This window comes from Prevotella sp. MGM1, from assembly GCF_002933775.1.
Classification (GTDB): Bacteria; Bacteroidota; Bacteroidia; order Bacteroidales; family Bacteroidaceae; genus Prevotella.
This window is the reverse complement of record NZ_BEWV01000205.1, coordinates 1-19,344: the sequence shown is the minus strand read 5'-3', so window position 1 is coordinate 19,344 and position 19,344 is coordinate 1. Positions and strand designations below refer to the sequence as shown.

The 19,344-nt window shown below is 48.8% G+C and carries 26 protein-coding genes and 1 tRNA gene; 8 read left to right on the top strand and 19 right to left on the bottom strand.

Annotated elements, in window-relative coordinates; genetic code table 11:
- Positions 1-106: 106 nt before the first annotated feature.
- The 5 genes from MoGM_RS09420 to MoGM_RS09400 are packed head-to-tail and all read right to left on the bottom strand — an operon-like array spanning position 107 to position 4,113.
- Positions 107-391: a hypothetical protein gene (locus tag MoGM_RS09420; protein ID WP_104369830.1), complete on the bottom strand. Its 285-nt coding sequence runs from the start codon at positions 389-391 to the stop codon at positions 107-109.
- A 51-nt stretch (positions 392-442) separates the two neighbouring features.
- Positions 443-850 (bottom strand): hypothetical protein, encoded by a 408-nt coding sequence (locus tag MoGM_RS09415; RefSeq protein WP_104369829.1) that lies wholly within the window; start codon positions 848-850, stop codon positions 443-445.
- Positions 851-860: 10 nt separating this feature from the next.
- Positions 861-2,054 carry a DUF2586 domain-containing protein gene (locus tag MoGM_RS09410; RefSeq protein WP_104369828.1) on the bottom strand — a complete coding sequence of 398 codons (1,194 nt, stop codon included), beginning with the start codon at positions 2,052-2,054 and terminating at the stop codon, positions 861-863.
- 19 nt (positions 2,055-2,073) lie between these two features.
- Complete coding sequence (locus tag MoGM_RS09405) at positions 2,074-2,979, bottom strand: hypothetical protein (protein WP_104369827.1); 906 nt, start codon at positions 2,977-2,979, stop codon at positions 2,074-2,076.
- 27 nt (positions 2,980-3,006) lie between these two features.
- Positions 3,007-4,113 (bottom strand): head maturation protease, ClpP-related, encoded by a 1,107-nt coding sequence (locus MoGM_RS09400; protein ID WP_158249595.1) that lies wholly within the window; start codon positions 4,111-4,113, stop codon positions 3,007-3,009.
- A gap of 171 nt (positions 4,114-4,284) precedes the next feature.
- On the opposite strand from MoGM_RS09400, the gene MoGM_RS09395 reads away from it, so the two are divergent.
- The 7 genes from MoGM_RS09395 to MoGM_RS09365 all read left to right on the top strand — a co-directional run bounded on the left by MoGM_RS09395 (position 4,285) and on the right by MoGM_RS09365 (position 10,506).
- Positions 4,285-4,728: a helix-turn-helix domain-containing protein gene (locus MoGM_RS09395; RefSeq protein ID WP_104369825.1), complete on the top strand. Its 444-nt coding sequence runs from the start codon at positions 4,285-4,287 to the stop codon at positions 4,726-4,728.
- Positions 4,725-6,254 carry a hypothetical protein gene (locus MoGM_RS09390; protein ID WP_104369824.1) on the top strand — a complete coding sequence of 510 codons (1,530 nt, stop codon included), beginning with the start codon at positions 4,725-4,727 and terminating at the stop codon, positions 6,252-6,254. The genes MoGM_RS09395 and MoGM_RS09390 overlap by 4 nt, the downstream gene beginning before the upstream one ends.
- A gap of 2 nt (positions 6,255-6,256) precedes the next feature.
- Positions 6,257-6,697: a phage protein Gp36 family protein gene (locus MoGM_RS09385; protein WP_104369823.1), complete on the top strand. Its 441-nt coding sequence runs from the start codon at positions 6,257-6,259 to the stop codon at positions 6,695-6,697.
- 11 nt (positions 6,698-6,708) lie between these two features.
- A complete protein-coding gene (locus MoGM_RS09380) occupies positions 6,709-8,046 on the top strand; it encodes a DUF935 family protein (RefSeq protein WP_104369822.1) in 1,338 nt (445 codons plus the stop codon).
- Positions 8,047-8,129: 83 nt separating this feature from the next.
- Positions 8,130-9,299: a phage minor head protein gene (locus MoGM_RS09375; protein ID WP_158249594.1), complete on the top strand. Its 1,170-nt coding sequence runs from the start codon at positions 8,130-8,132 to the stop codon at positions 9,297-9,299.
- Between the two features lie 114 nt (positions 9,300-9,413).
- Entirely contained in the window at positions 9,414-10,031 is a 618-nt protein-coding gene (locus MoGM_RS09370; protein ID WP_104369820.1) for a phage virion morphogenesis protein, read from the top strand.
- Positions 10,003-10,506, top strand: coding sequence for a hypothetical protein (locus MoGM_RS09365; protein ID WP_199181781.1), 504 nt, complete (start codon positions 10,003-10,005; stop codon positions 10,504-10,506). Before MoGM_RS09370 ends, MoGM_RS09365 begins: the two co-directional genes overlap by 29 nt.
- On the opposite strand, the gene MoGM_RS12815 is transcribed toward MoGM_RS09365, so the two are convergent.
- From MoGM_RS12815 to MoGM_RS09305, 13 genes are all read right to left on the bottom strand, one after another.
- On the bottom strand, positions 10,427-10,744 hold the full coding sequence (locus MoGM_RS12815) for a transposase (protein ID WP_146078715.1): 318 nt from the start codon (positions 10,742-10,744) through the stop codon (positions 10,427-10,429). The genes MoGM_RS09365 and MoGM_RS12815 overlap by 80 nt on opposite strands.
- A 112-nt stretch (positions 10,745-10,856) precedes the next feature.
- On the bottom strand, positions 10,857-11,378 hold the full coding sequence (locus MoGM_RS09360; protein ID WP_104369819.1) for a host-nuclease inhibitor Gam family protein: 522 nt from the start codon (positions 11,376-11,378) through the stop codon (positions 10,857-10,859).
- 21 nt (positions 11,379-11,399) lie between these two features.
- On the bottom strand, positions 11,400-11,840 hold the full coding sequence (locus MoGM_RS09355; RefSeq protein WP_104369818.1) for a hypothetical protein: 441 nt from the start codon (positions 11,838-11,840) through the stop codon (positions 11,400-11,402).
- A complete protein-coding gene (locus MoGM_RS09350) occupies positions 11,824-12,417 on the bottom strand; it encodes an RpiR family transcriptional regulator (protein WP_104369817.1) in 594 nt (197 codons plus the stop codon). The genes MoGM_RS09355 and MoGM_RS09350 overlap by 17 nt, the downstream gene beginning before the upstream one ends.
- On the bottom strand, positions 12,414-12,644 hold the full coding sequence (locus tag MoGM_RS09345) for a hypothetical protein (protein ID WP_104369816.1): 231 nt from the start codon (positions 12,642-12,644) through the stop codon (positions 12,414-12,416). Before MoGM_RS09345 ends, MoGM_RS09350 begins: the two co-directional genes overlap by 4 nt.
- Positions 12,637-12,981 (bottom strand): DUF4406 domain-containing protein, encoded by a 345-nt coding sequence (locus tag MoGM_RS09340; RefSeq protein ID WP_104369815.1) that lies wholly within the window; start codon positions 12,979-12,981, stop codon positions 12,637-12,639. Before MoGM_RS09340 ends, MoGM_RS09345 begins: the two co-directional genes overlap by 8 nt.
- A 10-nt stretch (positions 12,982-12,991) precedes the next feature.
- Positions 12,992-13,633 (bottom strand): hypothetical protein, encoded by a 642-nt coding sequence (locus MoGM_RS09335; protein ID WP_104369814.1) that lies wholly within the window; start codon positions 13,631-13,633, stop codon positions 12,992-12,994.
- A 2-nt stretch (positions 13,634-13,635) separates the two neighbouring features.
- Positions 13,636-14,511, bottom strand: a complete 876-nt coding sequence (locus tag MoGM_RS09330) for an ATP-binding protein (RefSeq protein ID WP_104369813.1) — start codon at positions 14,509-14,511, stop codon at positions 13,636-13,638.
- A gap of 4 nt (positions 14,512-14,515) precedes the next feature.
- On the bottom strand, positions 14,516-16,597 hold the full coding sequence (locus tag MoGM_RS09325) for a kinase (protein ID WP_104369812.1): 2,082 nt from the start codon (positions 16,595-16,597) through the stop codon (positions 14,516-14,518).
- Between the two features lie 14 nt (positions 16,598-16,611).
- Positions 16,612-16,806, bottom strand: coding sequence for a hypothetical protein (locus MoGM_RS09320; RefSeq protein WP_104369811.1), 195 nt, complete (start codon positions 16,804-16,806; stop codon positions 16,612-16,614).
- A 13-nt stretch (positions 16,807-16,819) separates the two neighbouring features.
- The gene (locus tag MoGM_RS09315; protein ID WP_104369810.1) at positions 16,820-16,993 is read right to left on the bottom strand and encodes an ArsR family transcriptional regulator; all 174 of its coding nucleotides are present in this window, start codon (positions 16,991-16,993) and stop codon (positions 16,820-16,822) included.
- A 23-nt stretch (positions 16,994-17,016) separates the two neighbouring features.
- A tRNA-Tyr gene (locus MoGM_RS09310) sits at positions 17,017-17,097 on the bottom strand.
- Between the two features lie 23 nt (positions 17,098-17,120).
- The gene (locus tag MoGM_RS09305; protein ID WP_104369809.1) at positions 17,121-17,576 is read right to left on the bottom strand and encodes a hypothetical protein; all 456 of its coding nucleotides are present in this window, start codon (positions 17,574-17,576) and stop codon (positions 17,121-17,123) included.
- 116 nt (positions 17,577-17,692) lie between these two features.
- Here MoGM_RS09305 and MoGM_RS09300 point away from each other — a divergent pair, with 116 nt between their 5' ends.
- On the top strand, positions 17,693-18,349 hold the full coding sequence (locus MoGM_RS09300; protein ID WP_233210242.1) for a S24 family peptidase: 657 nt from the start codon (positions 17,693-17,695) through the stop codon (positions 18,347-18,349).
- A gap of 366 nt (positions 18,350-18,715) precedes the next feature.
- Here the strand turns inward: MoGM_RS09300 and MoGM_RS09295 are convergent, their stop codons facing one another.
- Entirely contained in the window at positions 18,716-18,949 is a 234-nt protein-coding gene (locus tag MoGM_RS09295) for a hypothetical protein (protein WP_104369808.1), read from the bottom strand.
- Between the last annotated feature and the right edge of the window lie 395 nt (positions 18,950-19,344).

Sequence of the window (19,344 nt, the reverse complement as noted above, 5' to 3'; positions counted from 1 at the left end):
CATTCTTCATCACTCAAAGTGTCAGGGTCAATGTGCATATAATATCTTAAAAGTGTGTTGAGGAATAACACGTCACACTCTTCGGAATCGGGGACATCGGCATCCGCTAAAGCTTTTTTATTACTGACTCCTTAACCTTGATGACTTCTTCCATTTTGGGAATAATCGCAAGGAAGAGGTCGTCTTCCTCCTGTATCTCCGTATCCCCAGCCAGCCAAAGCTGTTTCAACAGGGTCTCGCTCATCTTTATCGGGTCCTTCACTACGCTGACATAGCTCAAATCCTTACGGTTCGGTCTGCGAAGTATGCAGCTTTTGTCTTCCACGCTGAGTTCAAAAATATCGCCATGCTTCCTTTTCCACTCGGCAACCTGTTCTTTTGTGTACTTCATTTTTTACTGTTTGAATGGTTGTTGAACATTGTTCAAATCACATATATGCCTCTACACGCTCTTCTTGTCGATAAACAGGAACGGCAGTGTCTTCTCCTGGTACTTGTCACCTTGTTTCCACTCGGTATTGTCTTCCGTAAACTCGACACCGACCAGAATGTCTGTCGTAACGACATCACCGGCACTGGGATTGCCATAAGCTGCGACGATGTCCATACTCGAATCCAGAATGTCACCCCCACAGGCTTGCTTTAACGCCTCATATTCGCTTTGGAGAAGCGTTATCTCGCCGTCATACGTCTTGTTACCACGCTGGATGCTGTGGGGCTTGTTGCCTTTGGCATGCAGAGCTTCTTTTTCCTGCTTCGCACTGTATTTCACACCACGGAGCCCGGTAACCATGCGGCCGGCCATGACAACCGACACATCAGCCCATTCATATTCTCTTGTATTGACCATATCTGATTTTTTATACTTTTGTCACTAAGAAGCCCAAATTCACGTCAATATACCGCGCATAGCCATGAGGACGCACTTTCAAATTCAGTTCTATCCTGGAAGTAGACACCACGTTCTGCTTCTCGTTGATATATACCTTACAGCCTTCGCCGTCTGTGGCACTCAGTTCACCGTTGGCAGTCATCTTGCGGTTGATGGCGTTCTCCAGCGTCTGCTGCCAGCTCTTGACGACTGCATGTTGCATAGTTCCATCCTCATTCAGTTCAAGTTCGTCAAGGAGTTCCTCAAGCATGGTATCGTATGCAATGCGGTAGGCTTTGTCTATGACACGGCGGTTCGCTATGTGGGCGTAATCGTCCGTAGGGTCACACGCCATTTGGTCATCAGAAAAATAGTAGCCGCTACGGCCGACATGCTTTCTCGGTACGATATACCCTTTCTCGAAGATTGCACTGATAGTGCTGCCACTTTCCTCAATCTTTTTCGTCCCCACGTACATTTCCAATGGGAACAGGCAGCCGTCTTTCACACGACCGATGTTACGTTGTACAGGTATGGACGCAATACGACCGAGAAGAGTTCCCACACAGGCGCCTTTACTGTCACTGACAGTGTCGCTTATGACAACTGCCACACGATTGTACTTCTCTCCTGTCAGGTCCTTCAGTTCTTTGGAAGCATCATAGTTGTGTCCTTCCAATACAAAGAATAGCGGGGCATACAACTCTGATGTCGCCCATTCGGCAAGTTGCTGGGCTTTGGGGAGAGCCGTAAACACATCGGGGTCAAGTCCATCATTGCTGACAGATGTACCGCCAGTGTTAATGCCTGCCACACCTATACCGCGAAGCGCACCGTTCTGGCGCATAATCAGGTCACGGGCAAATCCTTCCGCCACGTTTGTATAATCACAAAGAAAGGTGGCTTTCGCATTTGCGGAAACAGGATAGATTATGAGTTTCGTGCCGCTTTCAGCTTCGTCATAAAACTCCTTAACCTGCTTGTAAAGCGTAGCGTTGTTTGCCTCAGTCACACCGAGTGCCGCCAGATCATCCATGCTTGTAACTGGGTACACCTTGTTCAGCTCAAGTTTTCCGGTTACTGCAGACGCGCCACAGATAAGGGCCATGAGGCCGTCGGGGCTTTCACCGACGGTTCCCAATTGGCCGTTTAGAAACTGGATTTTTACTCTTGGTAATTGCATAAAGGTCTTGTTTTAATGATTAAGCCGTAACTGCCGCCTCTACGATAGTGGCAACACCTTTCTTGTCGTAACGGCGACGAGTACCACCAACGCGCATCAGGAACGAATAGATGTCGCCGTAGTAGACTGGATCGTCCTTGCCGCCAAACATCTTGACTTCTCCCATGGCACGGCTCACGCATTGGGATTGCCATGCCAAGCCTGCGGCCAGTTCGCCGGCCACGCCTGCCTCATTCCATTTCAGCAGTTTCTTGGCAGCGGTCATGCGGAGCACCCGTGAGCGCTTCATGATGTTAAAGCCATACAGATTGCCGACAATACCCTTCTGCGCATCGGCCGATGCCAGAAATGAACTCAGTTCCTTCTCTGTCAAATCTGCCAGAAGGTCTGCATGCATACAGGCATCCAAAAGAATGTAACGGTCTTCTGACGGCACATCGTCCGTATCAAACCTCGTCATCAGGGAAAGGACGGCGGCCTTTGTCATCTTCTTACGGTTTCCGGTGGCCTTGTCAGATGTGTGCGCCGCACGGTTCTCTCCGGATGTCTCGACGATAAGGTCTTCATTGACCCAACGGTAGAGAAGGTTCTGATGGGCGGCGTTCCGAAGTTGCATACGGTCGTTCCAGAGAATGCTCGTACGCTTGTCGTATGACAATTCCACCATGTCAATGTTGGGGATGTAAATCGGATTCGTGGTCAGTTCGTCCATGCTGTACTCCAAATCATGGTCTGTACGTTGCTTTACCTTTGCCGGTTTCTCTGTGCGGTTAATCTCTACACCGGACGGTTCTCCCGCATTAGGTATATGCACGGTTTTGTTTTCCACGAAAATGGAGTCATCCTTACTCTTTGTCACGAAACTGTTGTCCGGGAAAAAGTTCTCAACGATGGTGTTCACCCATATTTGCTTGTTTAATGCCATTTTACTCTAAAATTTAATGGTTACTGTTTATTCTTTGTAGTCTATTCCGAACTTATCCTTAAACTTGGAACAGAAAAGGGAGAAGTCCTTGTCTTTTAGCTCTGCAAGGAGATTTTCCTTGTCAAGCTGGTCCCAAGTCTTGTTTTCAAAGCCTCCCTTCCCGTCTTCATGGTTGATGAAGTCCACAGCACGTCTGGCCGGACTGGCGGGCTTCATGCTGTTGATAAGTTCTTCTGCGGCCTTACGGTCGCTGTTCATCAGCTTCTCCATCAACGGGAGCTGCTCTTTTGTAATCTTGCCCTCGGACACAGCCTTGTTCAAAAAGACCTCCACCTCTTTTTTCTGCAAGTTTTCAATTTGTGCCTTGTAGGCATCATTGGTCTGCTGGAGAGCGTTCACTTTGGTAGCCGTGTTCTCCAGTGCCTTGATGTGTGCCACAATGGCACTTGCGTCTTCCTTGTCACTGAATGACGGAATCGCCTTGATGTCATCTATTAAAGCCATCTCATTCTGATTTTGTGGCCCGCTGACGAGCCGGTTATTAAAATAGTTGTATATCTCATCCGTTGTCGTGGGCTGCTTCTCTGTGGTTTCCATGTCATAGATACCATCGCAAAGTTTCATGTCCACAGCCTCCTTCGCGTCTATCCAGTGGTCTTTCTCGTCAAAGTACTTGGCCTGCACCTCCTTGGCCTTCATGCCGCAACGTCCAGCTATCATGTTGGAAAGGTCTTTCTGGAGCTGTTCCATTTGGTCGGCCGTCTGACGCAAGACTGAGGCATTACCCCAGGTTCCGCCGCTCACACTGTGGAGCATCAGCTTGGCGTAAGGGCTCATGTATAGTGGTTTACCACACAGGGCGATGATTGCGGCGATACTGGCTGCCACACCATCTATATATATGGTAATGTCACTCTTCGACTGTCTGAGCGCGTTGTATATGGCCATGCCGCTGAACACGTCACCGCCACGGCTGTTGATACGCACATCTATCTTCTTATATTGCGACTGCAGGGCTAAGAGCTCGCTGACTATGCGCCCGCTCTCCACCTTGTAGCCATCACCTATGTCGCCGTACAAAAGCAACGCGGCACTCCCGTCACCTGGGATAACATTGAAAAAACTTGATGTCATTTCGCACGATTTTTGATGCAAAATTCCCATGTTTTCCCGACATATCAAAACCACGTTTTTATCGTAGCGTCAGCGGGTTGCAATGATAGTCGCGCAGGATGCCATCATAAAATCATTGTTTCATTTTCTACCTGATTATTCGGAACTTTGCAGCACGATTATTGAATTATTATGGGCAAACAGAGCATCGACAAGAAAGACATCGCAAAGTCGCTTTTCCTCAACGGCAACTATACGCAGGAGGAGATTGCCGACAAGGTGGGTACCACACGGCAGACCGTTTCCAGATGGATTAAGGACGGGGCATGGGATGAACTGAAAGCGTCCATCACCATCACGCCGGCACAGATACTCTCCGGACTGAACCGGCAGATTATAGAGATAAACAACAATATCAACAGTCGCGAGGAAGGCAAACGTTTCGCGACCGTCGCGGAGGCGGACACGCTCGCGAAACTGGCTTCCGCCATCAAGAAGATTGAGACGGACGTCGGTATTGCCGACATCGTGGATGTGGGCATACGCTTCACCAACTGGCTGCGTCCTCTTGACTTGGAAAAGGCCAAGGAGTTCAACAACCTGCTTGACGCGTTCATTAAAGACCAGATGAGATGACACTTGAAGACAAGAAAGCCCTCCAGAGATGGAGCGAGCATCACAAGGCATTGGCCGCCGATGTCCCCGTAGAGGACTGGATGTCAAAACGGGACATTGAGAAGAAGCGTACGGAACTGGAGAAAGACCCTATCGCATGGATAAAATACTTTTTCCCGAAATACGCGAAGTATGAGTTCGCACCATTCCATATCAAGGCGATACGCCGTGTCATAGAGCATGACGAATGGTATGAGGTCCTGTCATGGAGCCGCGAGTTGGCGAAGTCCACCGTGGCCATGTTCATTCTGATGTACCTTGCCCTTACCAAGCGTAAGAAGTTTATAGTCCTGGCATCGGCAACCGAGGCATCTGCCATCCGGCTGCTTACTCCGTATAAGCTGAACTTCGAGAGCAATCCGAGATTGCGCCAGTTCTACGGTAACCAGGTCACACTCGGAGCATGGACAGATAAGGATTTCACGACCCGATGCGGCGCGAAGTTCGTAGCGTTGGGTGCCGGTTCCGCACCACGTGGAGCGAGAAACGAAGAAGTGCGCCCGGATGTCATCTACCTTGATGACTATGACACCGACGAGGACTGCCGCAATCCGGAAACGCTGAAAAAGAAGTGGGACTGGTTCGAAGGCGCACTCTACCCTACCCGCTCCATATCGGAGCCTACACTGGTGCTGTGGTGCGGAAATATCATCGCCAAGGACTGCTGCATCAAACGTGCTGGGGAAAGGGCAAGACATTGGGATATAGTCAACATACGGGACAAAAATGGATGCAGCACATGGCCGCAGAAGAACACGGAAGAGCAGATTGACACAGTGCTTTCCAACATTTCCGCAAAGAACGCACAGGCGGAGTATTTCAACAATCCGGTTTCGGAAGGAAACATCTTCAAGAACCTCCCGTTCGGCAAAGTGCCGCCGCTGCGTAAGTTCAAGTTTCTCATAGCCTACGGGGACCCCGCATATTCAGACTCAAAGAAAAAGGCAAGCAGCACAAAAGGTCTATGGCTGGTCGGTAAGTACAAAGGTGTCTATTACATCATCAAGGGCTTCCTCGCGCGTGAGTTGAACGCCGTATTTATCAGTTGGTATTTCGACCTGATGGATTATGTAGGCAGCAAGACGAATGTCTATTTCTACATGGAGAACAACAAGCTTCAGGACCCGTTCTTCAACCAGGTGTTCAAACCGCTGCTCCGGGACGAATGCAAGAAACGCAAGCGCGAGCTTTATATCAAGGGGGACGAGCGCAAAAAGACTGATAAGGCAACGCGAATCGAAGCGCATCTGGAACCGATTGACCGTAATGGCGCGTGGGTGTTCAATGAGGAGGAACGGGACAATCCACACATGCAGGAACTCATCAACCAGTTCAAGCTGTTCGAGATGCACCTGCCATACAACGCCGACGGCCCGGACTGTATTGAGGGTGGTGCCACCATCATAGACGAGAAGACGGCAGAACTTGAACCGACTTTCACCATATCATACGACGAGATTAACGAAGATAACATATACAGGATGTAACCATGACAAACTTTATAAACATAGAGGACTATGATGCCACTATACACAGGGAGATTCTTGACTCTCTTCTGCGGAAAGAATCTGCGTCATACGACCCACAGATTATTGAGATATGCGAGGATAGGGCCGTTGCGGAAATGCGCTCATACATGAACAAGACGTATGACTGCAACACGATTTTCTCGGCAACCGGGGATGACCGCCATGCGCTCATCCTCATGTTCGCCATCGACATCACCGTCTACCACATATTCTGCCAGCACAACCCGTACAAGATTGCAAAAATACGGCAGGACAGATATGACCGGGCGGTGGAATGGCTCAAGGGTGTCATGAAGGGGGATATTACAATAGATGGTGCGCCATTGCTGCCGGAAGAGGATTTAAGCGATAATTCACCGTGGCAGATACAGGCAGACGATGTAAGGCCGACATTAAGATAAACATTGTTCCTATGAAAAAAGACAAGAATAAAAAGAGTAAAAATTCCCGGCAGATTGTTCAGGGAGGAATGCGTGTTCCTAATGGTCAGAGGTTGCCGGATGTGGTGCTGCAGATGCCGGAGATATTCCTCTTCGACATGAAAGCATACATGAGTTCGGTCACGCTGGCAAAAAGCATTGACTATTCCAACCGGACACGGCTGTTCGACATGTACGAGTCTGCCACGCTCGACCTCCACCTGTCAGGAGTGCTCGACAAGAGGCTGCGCGGCGTTACACGGCTGCCTATCGAGTTCCAGCGTAACGGGGAACCTGACGACACCATCAATGCACAGTTACGCTCGCCGTGGTTCAAGCAGCTTCGCAAAGACCTTATCATGTCGGAATTCTGGGGCTTCACGCTGGTACAGTTTTATTTGGACGAGGACAACAACATAAGGTACGACCTCATCGACCGCAAGCATTATGACCCAGTACGGAAGACTTTGCTCAAGTTCCAGAACGACCAGGACGGAATACCCATAGACGACTTCGAGAACTGCCTGTTCGTGGGTACGGAACGTGGACTGGGCATTTTCGCCGAGCTGATGCCTGCCGTGCTTTACAAACGCGGGGACATGGCGGACTGGGCGCAGTTCTGCAACATTTTCGGAATGCCCATCCGCGAATATACATACGACGCTGGGGACGAGACGGCGCGAAAACGGCTCATTCAAGAGGCAAGACGGCAGGGTACGAACGCGGTGTATATCCATCCAAAAGACAGTGAGCTCACGCTGATAGAAGCCGGGAACAAGACCGGGTCGTCTGACCTGTACAAGACTTTCGCGGACTACTGGGACAGCAAAATATCTATCCGTGTGCTTGGCAATACGCTCACCACGGATGCGAAAGAAACCGGCACACAGGCTCTTGGAGAGGTCCACAAGAAGGAGGAGGACGACATGAATGTGGATGACCGCGACTTTCTCCTGGACATCCTCAACTACAATATGCGCCCCATCTTCGCGAATCTCGGATATAATGTCGAGGGCGGGGAGTTCGTATATGCCAAGAAAGACAAAATCATTCCATCGCAACAGATTGACATCGTACAGAAACTGCAGGGAATGGGGCTGCCGATGGATGATGACTGGCTCTATGAGACGTTCGGAGTGGAGAAGCCAAAGGACTACGACAAGCAGAAAGCGGATGCCCTGGCACAGAAGGAAGCCATACGCCGGAGCATGAATGACAAGGAGGACAAGCCGGAAAAAGAGAATTTGAACGGTGATAAAAAAGCGTTCAAAAACAGTTTGAGAAGTTTTTTCGGAATAGCCCCGGTTACCGGGGCGGACACAGACTTCTGATAGATACGCTCTATTACGGAGACCATCACTGCAACTGTGGCCACCATATCCAAAACAATGCTTCTGTCCGGTTCGATGCGGACGTGCTCAGTGCTTTCATGCACAAGGTATACAACGGCTTTGACACTTCAAAAGAGGTGGATGCGACCTTATGGCATGAGGTGCAGCGCGTCATCAATGAGGGTACGGTGGAGGGTCTTGCACAAGCCAAGACACCTCCCTCGCATGACACGATGTTCTACCGGGAACTCCGGCACTCAAATGAGGTCTTCTCCGCTTTCAAGGTCCATACTATGGGCGTGGAGATGGCCGCCAAGCTCCTTGACGGGGACGGTAACCTGAAGCCGTTTGACAAGTGGCTGCATGACGTGTCCGGCATAACTTCCCATCAGGTGGGCTCATGGCTGCGCACGGAATATGATATGGCGGTCATACGCGCCCATGCGGCCGCAGACTGGAGGGAGTTCGAGCGCAACAAGGACATACTGCCCAACCTCAGATGGATGCCCACGACATCACCGGAACCGGAAAGTTCACACCGCCGGTACTGGCAGATGAAACTCACGCTGCCCATTGACGACCCGTTCTGGAACGAACATCATCCTGGGGACCGCTGGAACTGCAAATGCTCGCTTGAGGCAACGGATGAGCCGGTGAACTGCCCCGATGATTTGGAACCGGCAGCACCGCATCGCGGACTGGAGAATAATCCGGGAAAGGACGGGCATACGTTCTCAGACAGGCATCCCTATTTCCCGGACAAGTGCAGCCAATGTTTCGCCTACAGGAAAAGCGGATTCAGAAACAGACTGAAAGCGTGGTTTACAAACAGACAGAAAGACTGCTACAACTGTCCCTTCATTGACGGATGCCTGTATGGTACTGAAAAAGGAGAAATAAAGGATATAAAGAAAGCGGCAAGGCAGACGCTCCAGGGTTCTTCCCTCTCACACCCCAACTTTAACGGAAAGATTGCGGTCTCAAGACGAAGCATAGACGAGTGGACAAATCAGCCACATATACATTATGCAGAAAAAAACAGGATGCTTCTATATATCGATGACGTTCTTAAACAGTCAAAGTACTTGGGACCTGGAGACGATAAAACAGATGGGAATGTTACTATCCATCTCTTTGAGACATCAATACGGGGCGATAAAACTTGGATTATTGTGAAAGAATACACAGACGGGAATACTATCCTCTACAGCATTTCAGACAGTGCCAATATCTTGAAATCGCTGAGAAAATGAAAAAGCCCCAAGTCACGGCTGGAACTACAATCCAGCATAGACAAGGAACTTCTCCGCCACAAAGATAACAATTTATTCTCAATAACAAGCATAAACGGACAAAATACTACTGTCATGGAGGCAAAAGACATAGAAAAATTGGTCAGAAAGGCAAAGGACGACATTGTAAAGGAGGTAAACGACCGACTTCCGAGAAAGGTCGGGGTGGTGACTGTAAACCACTTCAAACAGAATTTCCGGGACGGAGGATGGCTTGACAACGGACTGCACCCATGGAAACGCACCAGACGTCAGGACGGCAACTCACCGGATTCCAAATACGGGCCGCTCACATCCAGGCGCGACCACCTCATGCGCTCCATACAGGCGACAACCGGTCCAGGAACGGTTACAGTAGAGAATCCTGTACCGTATGCTGCCATACACAATGACGGTGGGGAGATTACCACACACCCGACAATCACCGAACGTATGCGTAAATACGCATGGCACATGGTCTACTCGCTTGCCGGTGTCAAAGGAAAAGGCAAACTGCCGAAAGAGTTGCCAACGGAGGCTGACAAGTGGAAAGGTCTTGCCCTGACAAAGAAAAAGAACATCACCGTCCACGCCAAAATACCGCAACGCAGGTTCATGGGAGATTCCGCCGAACTGCGTACCAAGGTGAACAGGATTATAAACGATTCAATTCAAAGAATAAAAGATGGAATTATTGCTTTATCATCTCATTGACCATATCAAGAAGGAAATGCCGGAACTGTCGTTGGTTGATGAGGATTACGGACAGTTGGAGGCTATTGACAAGGTGGACATGGACACGTATCCTGTCACGTTCCCTTGTGTTCTCATCGATAATCCGGAAACGGACTGGGAGAACCTCGCGGGCAAAAGCCAGAAAGGAAAGGCGAAAATCGGTGTCCGTCTCGTCATAGACTGTTATGATGACACACACTATGGTTCCGGGACTATGGAGGCCATACTGGAACGGTCGGAAATGGTGGACAGGCTGCACCGTTCAATGCAATGCTTCCGGCCGATAGAAGACGGAGAACTCATCAGGGAAAAATCAAAGTTCTACACATGGAGTCATGGCATCAAGGTCTACGAGATGCTGTACTCGGTTTCCGTCAAGGACATTGTTCAGGAAACAATAAAAGCTGCTGCCCCGAAGAAGATTGTGATTTCGGTAGGGAAACCTTTGAAGTGACCTTGAAGCCGGTGAACATGGGACGTTCTATGTGTTTGCCGTCTACGGTGGCACCGCTCTGTATCATACGGCGGATTATCTGCATCACACGGCTCTCGGACACAAAGAACTCTTCCTCGCTCAGTTTCTTGATGGTATCATCAAAACGCAAGCGACGAATTTCCGTCCAGTAATAGTAACGCTCAAACATTTTAAGGTCCCTGGAAGATATTAGTTCTTTGTTCCTACCGCGTGACATACTGCAAAGGTATCTGTTTTTCTGCGTATTACTACAAAAAAATGAGACATCCCGTTACAGATGCCTCATTTTCTGTTTACACTTTGAACAAAAGCACGTTATAACATAAAGTTCAGACACTTTCCTCCTGCTTTGGCTCTACGTAGAATGTTTCGTCCTGCGCCACCACTATACCGCATTTTGCCATTTTTTCGTTCATGCCATCCACATCGCGGTCAGCAAGCAGCCTGTCTTTTGCCACTTCCTCAGTCTTGCGGATAAAGTCCGGCAGGAACTCTTTGACAAGGTTCAGCGCACTTGCCCATGTGAAGCCTTTTAACGTCTTCAATTTCGGTGTCCCGGTACGGAAGCCTATTGTACCGTGGGCCATATCGAGGCTCTTTTTCTTTGCGAAAAGTTCCGTCTGGTTCTCTGTGGCGTATGCCTGCAATGTGTCAAAAGCACACTCGCGGTCACATGCCAGACTCGCCAGTTTATCCTGGTACTTCTCACGGATTTTCGCGCATTGCAGGTCAATGTCCGCATTTATCTTGTTAATACTTGCGTCAGACTTTGCATAGCTGGCAAATGCCTGTTCCGCCTCTTCACGGGTCACTCCGGTAATCACTGTTTTCTTTTGTCTCTTTGTTGCCATAATTGTAAAATTAAAAGGTTATTAATGTTTATCTTTCTGTTTTCTCAGTATCATACGAAGTTTTAACGACAAACGGTCGAGGTCGTCAATATCCAGCTCACGGAACTCAACACCTGCTATTTTAGGACTTCGACAGTATTTGTTTATCGCTGTCCAATCGGTTGTGTCCACGCCTATTCGTTGCATAAGGTTCAGACACACGCTGCGGTGCCGACGAAGCTCATCGCGGACGGTACGGAGCAATTCGGGGGTGAACCCTTCAAGTTTGTCGCACATCTCGTCATATTCCTTTTTTGTCATCTCACGGAGAGAAGTAGTACGTCCGCCGGAGAACTGGCTCACTACTTCTTCCTTGAACACCTCGCCAAGCTCCTTGGTAGCAAATGAATAACTCTTTTTCAATATGCCATAAAACCGGGCAAAATTGGTTACCTCCTGTGCCATGTCATTCTTCTGTATCATCGTCTGTATAAAATCTAATCCCCATATTCTCTGCTTTCACCTCCATACTGAGTGAACGCCGGGTCTTGCTTGTTATAGTAGCCTCATTGGAACCACGAGGTATATCATAGCCGTATTTCCGGAGATTATTGCGAAGGCTCACTTTTTCTTTCGGACATCTCACCACACGGAGGCTTGTCTTCTGTTCTAATCCGAACATCACGCGACGGCGTTCCTTCCTGAATGTTTCCTTGCGACTCTCGCCTATACGGCGGTGCATGTCGTCAAATGCCTCTGCACTCATGCGGTCTTTAGGACTTTCTCCGGCTTTGAAACGGTATGCCTTGCCATAAAGGAGAAGGTTCTTAGTCCCGGCATTGCCACCCATTGCACGATTGGCTCTTGCACCGCACTCCGAGGCATTGCGCTGCATGGCTACCACAAACTCCTTGGTCTTCCATAATCCCAACTCACGGGCTATCCGTGTAACTGAGCGGGGTGAAGTGCTGAGCGTATCCGCCAGTTCCTGATTCTTGGTATGGCTAAAGTTAGTTTTGAACCATGCCAACTGTTCCTGTGTTAAATCATGCGCTCTCATACCTTTTCATTTATGGGTTTCCAATCTACTGTTATCTCTGGCCTCACCTTACCTGTGCCGCCACAAATAGGACACGGAACTTTTATGCTTTCACGGCTGTCATCCAGTCCCCAAAACCATCCGTTCCCACAACAATAATTGCATTGCTGCACAAGTCCGATAATACGCTCATGTCTGGTCTTTATGGTCGGGCTACTCAAATCAAGTATTTGTCTTGTCTTACTCATCTTTGTCGTAGTTCTTATACATTATTTCCAAACCTATTGCTTTCGCAAAACGGAACTCTACTTCAGCACCGGGACTTTCAATCCAATCCGGGAGCATACAGATAGCGTCGCACTTGGCAAGCTCCTGCAAATCGAGTAACATTATTTCCCGATAGAAGTCTGTGCCATTCAACTTGGCAAGGGCATCAGCCGTTGCTCCAAGACTACTGTTAGTCGGGTTGAATGTTTCATATCCTTTTGATAGAAGTTGCCTTTCCGCTTTTTCAAACTTTATAAAGGTGGCTTCACTGGGAAATTCTTTCCCAATCTTACCTGCTATATATACTTTCTTTCTCATATTATATGTTTTATAATTTGTCTTGATGATTCGTATTACCCAATCCCCAATACTTCTCCGCCCCTTCCGGCCAAATAGTGTATTCTCCCGTCTCACCGATAAACCGTCCCTTGCTAAACGCTTTGAAGCCCTCCACCCATATCTTCAGCGTGGCGTCATACATCACGCTCTCGGCCGCGCTGCCGCGTGGGGAACGTCCCTTGGCATGACTGACGAATATCAGCAGTTTGTCCCTGTTCTGCTCCTTCATTCGGATATAGTCACGGTAACTCATTTGCGTGTATTGGAAGGAGTCTATGATAGCTATGTTCCAACTCTTGCGGCGGCTCAGACGCTCCTGCAGTTCATCCATTGGTTCGGCATCCAACAGATTGAAACGCCGACCGACATCACTCATGCCATGACGCAACAGGCTCTGGTGCATCGTCATGCTGTCGCCCTCCTCCAGGCTGTCATAAACCACACGGTCATACTTGCATAGTTCCTTGCAGAGCTGCATCACGAAGCTACTCTTACCGTTGCCGGAGTTGCCCCACACAAACCATACGCCGGTACGTTCCGGCTGGCCGAATGCGTCCGCCCAGGCTCCGGAAAAAGGAAACGTGTGCCGCTTTCTGTTCAACACCTCATTCACTGTCAATGCCCTTCCCATTGTTACTTCCCGTTCATTCTCTTTACCCTGTGTATGCTCTTTTTTACACGGCGCAAGTCAAAGTCGCAGGCTTCGGCATCCTTTATCACCGTGTCGATGTCCTTGCGGTCACACAGGCCGTTGGCCGTACAAATGGCATACACGTCATTAGGTGTGGTGTCCTCCAGTTCGAAGTATTTGCGGCCGATACGACTGTAAAACTCCTTGTAACCTGCCTTTTCCCAGCGCAGGCCGTTCCTGATACGCTTCTTGATGTAGTCCGTACTCATGAACACCACGCCGCACTTGTCCTCCAGCTTGTTGTAAAGGCTGATGAAGTAGTGGAACACGCTTTCGGTCAGTTTGTCCGCCTCATCAAACACAAGCAGCGGGGCATCCATCTGTATAAGGTTGTCAAGGATGGCCTTCCACAGTTCACGGACGGTATAGCCCTCGCCACGGATGCCCACCAGACGGGCTATCTCACGTACGAACTCGCCCTTGTATATGTCCTCTGAGCATTGGAGGTAGAACACTTCCCGGTGTTCAGAAGCGTACATCTTGGCGGTGGTGGTCTTGCCGCAGCCGGCTTCCCCGACCACCCATGTCACGTTCTTATACTTTTGGGCATCATCCAAGGCGTAGGTGATTTCCTGATACGCGCCTGTTTCCACTATCTGCCACCCGGCGTCATCACCACCCACGGTGCCAACTTGGTCGGCTATCCTGCGCCACATGTCCTCGCTGATATTCTCCCACTTGCCGTTCAGAATATTGCTCACCGTTCCGGCACTGGTGCTTTTCAGACTGCCCACGGCCTTGTTCTGGCTTGGGTATTTGTCCACATACGCCTTCAGACGGGCGCATATCTGCTCTTTGTCTTTTGTTGTCAGTTCCATTTCTTTATAGTTTATTGTCCATTACTTTCTTTTCCACGCGCCTCGGCAGGAATACCACGGTACTGTCGTTTTCCGTGTCCATCCAGTCCATCTGGCTTACTTTCTTTGTCACACGGCCAAGGCTCAACTCTTCCGGCTCACGGCTGTATTTGCGCGTACGGCGGTCTATCTGGCGTTGCACGTCCGACCGTGTGCCTTTCAGCTTTGGTGTGGTAAGGCCGTTCTGCTCCGGTGCCACCCCCTCGGCGTATTCTATCTCCTTGGCTGCCACCTGCCGTTCTATGCGGTTCTGTTCCGTGGCGGCCTGCTGTGCCCGTATAAACGCGGCCTCGCCCTCCGTCTGCTCCTGTATGGCACGATGTATAACAATGTAGGGTTCCGCTGTCCGCTCGAAACGGAGGCCGCCGGCCTTGTCTTTCCAGTACAGGCGGATGCTCGTAAAGTCGTAGGGGTCGTATTTCACCACGAAACGCTGGTAGGTGTGCTTCCGTCGCCACTCTATATCGGGAACACCGGGGCTACTCATCACCTCATATACGCGCTTCTGCCCTTTCACGGTTATCTCTATGCCGCTGCTCGTGAAGGTACTCATCCTGCTGCAGGTCACCCAGAACATATCTATCATGTCATACACCGTCACTTTCGGAGTGTCCGGGTTTACGCTGTTCTCATACATCATTATACGGGATTCCCCTGTGGCGGGATGCGCCATCTCGTTCCATTCGGTACGGGCTTTCAGATAGGCGGCCTTCAACTCGTCCAGCGTATATAGCTTGTCCTTGTTGGCCTCGATGAATTCCATGTTCGGACGACTGCCGGCTTTCGTGGCCGTTATATTCTGGCCTGTGAAACGCCAGTCCTTATGCAGCACCTGTTGCTGGAAGCGTCCGAACACGCTCTCTATAGTCTTCGAGGCACCGTTATACGGAGCCGTGGTCCTGTGTATGTGGCATATTTTGTCCAGCATACCGCTTGAATTGGCCCTCTTGTGGCCACCCTGGTTGTCGTGTACAATCTCGTATGGCTTGTGGCCGCTCACCTGTATGGCCATACGGTAGGCCATATACTGCGCCTCGTAGTCTTCCGTGTCGCTGATGCAGAAACCGAGGAACACCTCCGTAGCCGCGTCTATCACTTCATACACGCCCGTAGTGCGCACATTGCCGTCTTCGTCACGGTAGTACAGGTTCAGTTTCGTACCGTCACCGTACCACAGGGCGTCACGCATCGTGGGAAGTTGGGTCTTGTGCCGGCGGTCGAACTTCTGGTGTGCGCTCATCTCGCCGTAAACGGCATCATGCCACAATGGCTCTATGGCGGCACTGTTAAGCCAGGCTTTCATTCCGGCCACGCTTTTCAGGGGCTTCCATCCCCTACCCTCCGCCTCACTGTTGAAGGTGTCGAATATCTGGCGGTCCGTCAGCACCGGCACACGGCTGCGCTTCAGGGCTATCAGACGGCGGCCGGCATCCTCGGTTATCTTTAGGGTGTTCTTGTTGCCCACCTTGCCGCTGATGACGGACATATACCCGTCTTTCTTATAGCGGTTCATTTTGTCCTTCAGTCGTGCAAGGTTTTTCGGCAGCGTGTGGCCGGTCACCTCACGCAGTTTCTCGCTTTGTGCGAACACTATGTCCCAAAGGTCGCTGCGGCGGCCGTTGCCGAGGGCGTTGCTTGTCGAGGTCAGTTCGTTCATGCGGTTCCACAACATGCCAAGCACGCTCGCGTTCACTGTATACTCTTCCTTTAACTTGTCGGTGAGCGTCGTTTGAACACCGTTCAAATCATATTCAAACGCCTCGTAAAACTCACGGGCTTTCTCATCCATACATACGGTGTCTTTCAGTTCCTGGGCTTTCAGCACGTCTTCAGGCTTGCCGTATTTTGCCTCAAACTTCATCTTGTATTTCACAGGGAGGGAGGAGTAGACATAAAGAGCATAGTTGCCTTCACCTTTGCCCTGGCGCGCACACTGGATATTGCCACGCTGGACATTCTTCATGAGGGTCTGAGGTGTGATAACCGGATTATCACCTCCCGTCAGTTCCTCAAAGGTTACACACAGTATTCTCTTGTAAAACTCCATATCCTTTTCCCTGTTTATGACAGCCTCAACAGTCTCTTTATACCTTCGTATATTGGCATCATCAAAAAGGCGTATGCCACACCCGCAATCTTTTCAACTACGGACATATCATCAAGACTCCATGCGAAGCTCAGTGCGAACCACATATACACCAGACCAAGCACCACGGCTACCAGCATTTTTACGGCTTCCTTAAAAATCTTTTTCATAATCCGCACCTCCCTACTCTCCTACTTCAACACCGCCGAACTGTTCTTTGGCAATATAACGTATCCTCCGGGCAAGCAGGCTGTTCTTCTTGAAGTTTACTGACTTGCTCACCATCTCAGGAGTGCAGTTCATAACTTTGGCTATCTTTGCGACATTGCCACGGTCCAAAACAATTTTCTTTTTCATACCACTCTGGTTTATAGTTTATGTGGGCGGTTGCGGACTCGAACCGCAGACCATACAGCCGGATTGGTTACCGCCGTTTGTTCTACCAACTGAACTAACCGCCCTGCCCGTCTTTCCGGGCTGTCAGTTATCCGGCAATCTTTCTGCCTTGTATATCGTCCTCCAAAATTTCTTTGAGGTATGCCTTGTCCTCATTCCAAAGAGGAAGATCCATACGCAACTTCATAAGCGTCACCTCACGCTGACCGATGAGTTTTACGGCCTCACTGTAGAAGTCCGTGTCCTCGTAAGCACAGGCTTTACCGATAAGGAATTCGGCAAGTTCCATATTCCTATTGGTTATCGCCTTCTTCAAGTACCCGAGTTCGACATCTTTCGCACCGACATACCGTCCAATCTCCTTCAAGCACTTGCGCAACTCTATATGGTCATTGGCACCATCGTATGCACACATTCTGCGCATCTCCTCGCAGAACTCGTCCTTGGTCATATTACCGGCAGCCATATAAAGATTTTCCACCAAGTAGTACTCTTCAACTGCTATCAGTCGCCGTGTCCGTTCTTCAAATTCTTTCTGTGTCATATCATTCTTTTTTAATGTTTATTCTTTATTCTCGCCAAATGTTTGTACCTTTGAACGCTGTTCATAATTAGAACACGCTGCAAAGATAAGGATAAAATTTTAACCTGCAAAGAATAATGGATAAAACTTTAACCATAAAAGAGCGTATTATGGCTTTTTTGGATAGAAGCAACATAAAAAAGATTGATTTCTACAGTACCACAGGTATTGAAGCCAGCAATTTTAAGGGTAAAAATAAGACATCTCAACCAGGAAGCGATATGTTGGTTAAGATTTTAACCCTATATCCTCAGTTATCAGCGGAATGGCTTTTAACTGGTAGAGGTTCTATGATTAAAGATAGCAACATCCCCATTGCCCAACAAGCGACCAACAGCCATGATGGTATCCCACTCATTCCATTTAGTGCTATGGCTGGTGCACTGACTGGCGAGAATTCTGTTCTTGAATACGAGTGTGAACGATATATCGTGCCGGCGTTTAATGGAGCGGACTTTCTTATATCCGTAAAAGGTAATAGCATGACACCTACATATATCTCTGGCGATATTGTCGCTTGCCAACGTGTACCAATGGCAAGTCTTTTCTTTCAATGGAATAAGCCCTATGTCTTAGACACAGCTCAAGGGGCACTCATTAAACGCATCAAACCAGGGCATGACAAGCAGCACATTCTAATCGTATCTGACAATGAGCAATACGACCCATTTGAATTACCATACTCGGAAATATATGCTGTAGCCCTTGTTATTGGCATCATTCGTTTGGAATAAAACGAAATGTATGTTCAAAATTCATGTAATTTCTCGTAAACGCCTGTATTTAGGCACTTTCGTATAAAATCAGCCCCTCGAAAACGGTGTTTTTAGTGTATTTTGCCCCTCGAAAACCACTAAAAACACCGTTTTTCAGCCTTTTTATACCCATCCGCCCTATTTATCCACTTATTTTTATGTTAAAAGTGTCCACCTAAATGTCCACCTAATCAACACATTTCGTTTTTATAGCACATTATTTGTCCACCTAAATGTCCACCTTAGTGTCCACCTAACCGCATTTTAGACAGAAAAAAGGGGTGCTCATGCCATCACACAAACATCCCAACCCTATTTATAACTGAAATACCGTCTGAAAGGCCTTCATTTGCCCTCTGTGCGCCTCGTTCCACGTATAAGCGTAGATTGCTTTATTATAGCGCATTTCGTGGCCACAGAGCCGTTTCCAGACAATCCTGCATGTAACAAATACCCTTTTGTTGCCCCAACGTCCTGAGCCGTCAAAACGGTATATATAGCCGAGATACTCGCAAAATAATAGTCTTTACGCTCATAACGCCCCCTATTCAACAGATGCACATGTATAACCTTTGCCATAACTTATATATTTTTGGTGCAAATATACCAAATAATAACTATATGGAATAAAATAGAGAATATAAAATCAAAATACGCTAAAACAAAAGGCCCACAAGCTACCACATGAAACCAATTACAACGAAAAAGGCGACCATTCAGCCGCCATGTAACATTTTCCTGGTAAAACACCGTTCAAACGTTCTTTGAATGTAACATCAATGTAAAGCGAATGTTACGTTTCGTTTTTGACACCCCTCCCCTACTCTATCGCACCAAACACCCGTAACTCGTTTATTTATAACGCATTTCAATACAAAGCCAACATTTTCCACTTTACACATTTCGTTTTATCCCCCGTATATAATGTTAACCCAACATATTGCTAACCTTGAAAGTAGAATTATACAGTATCA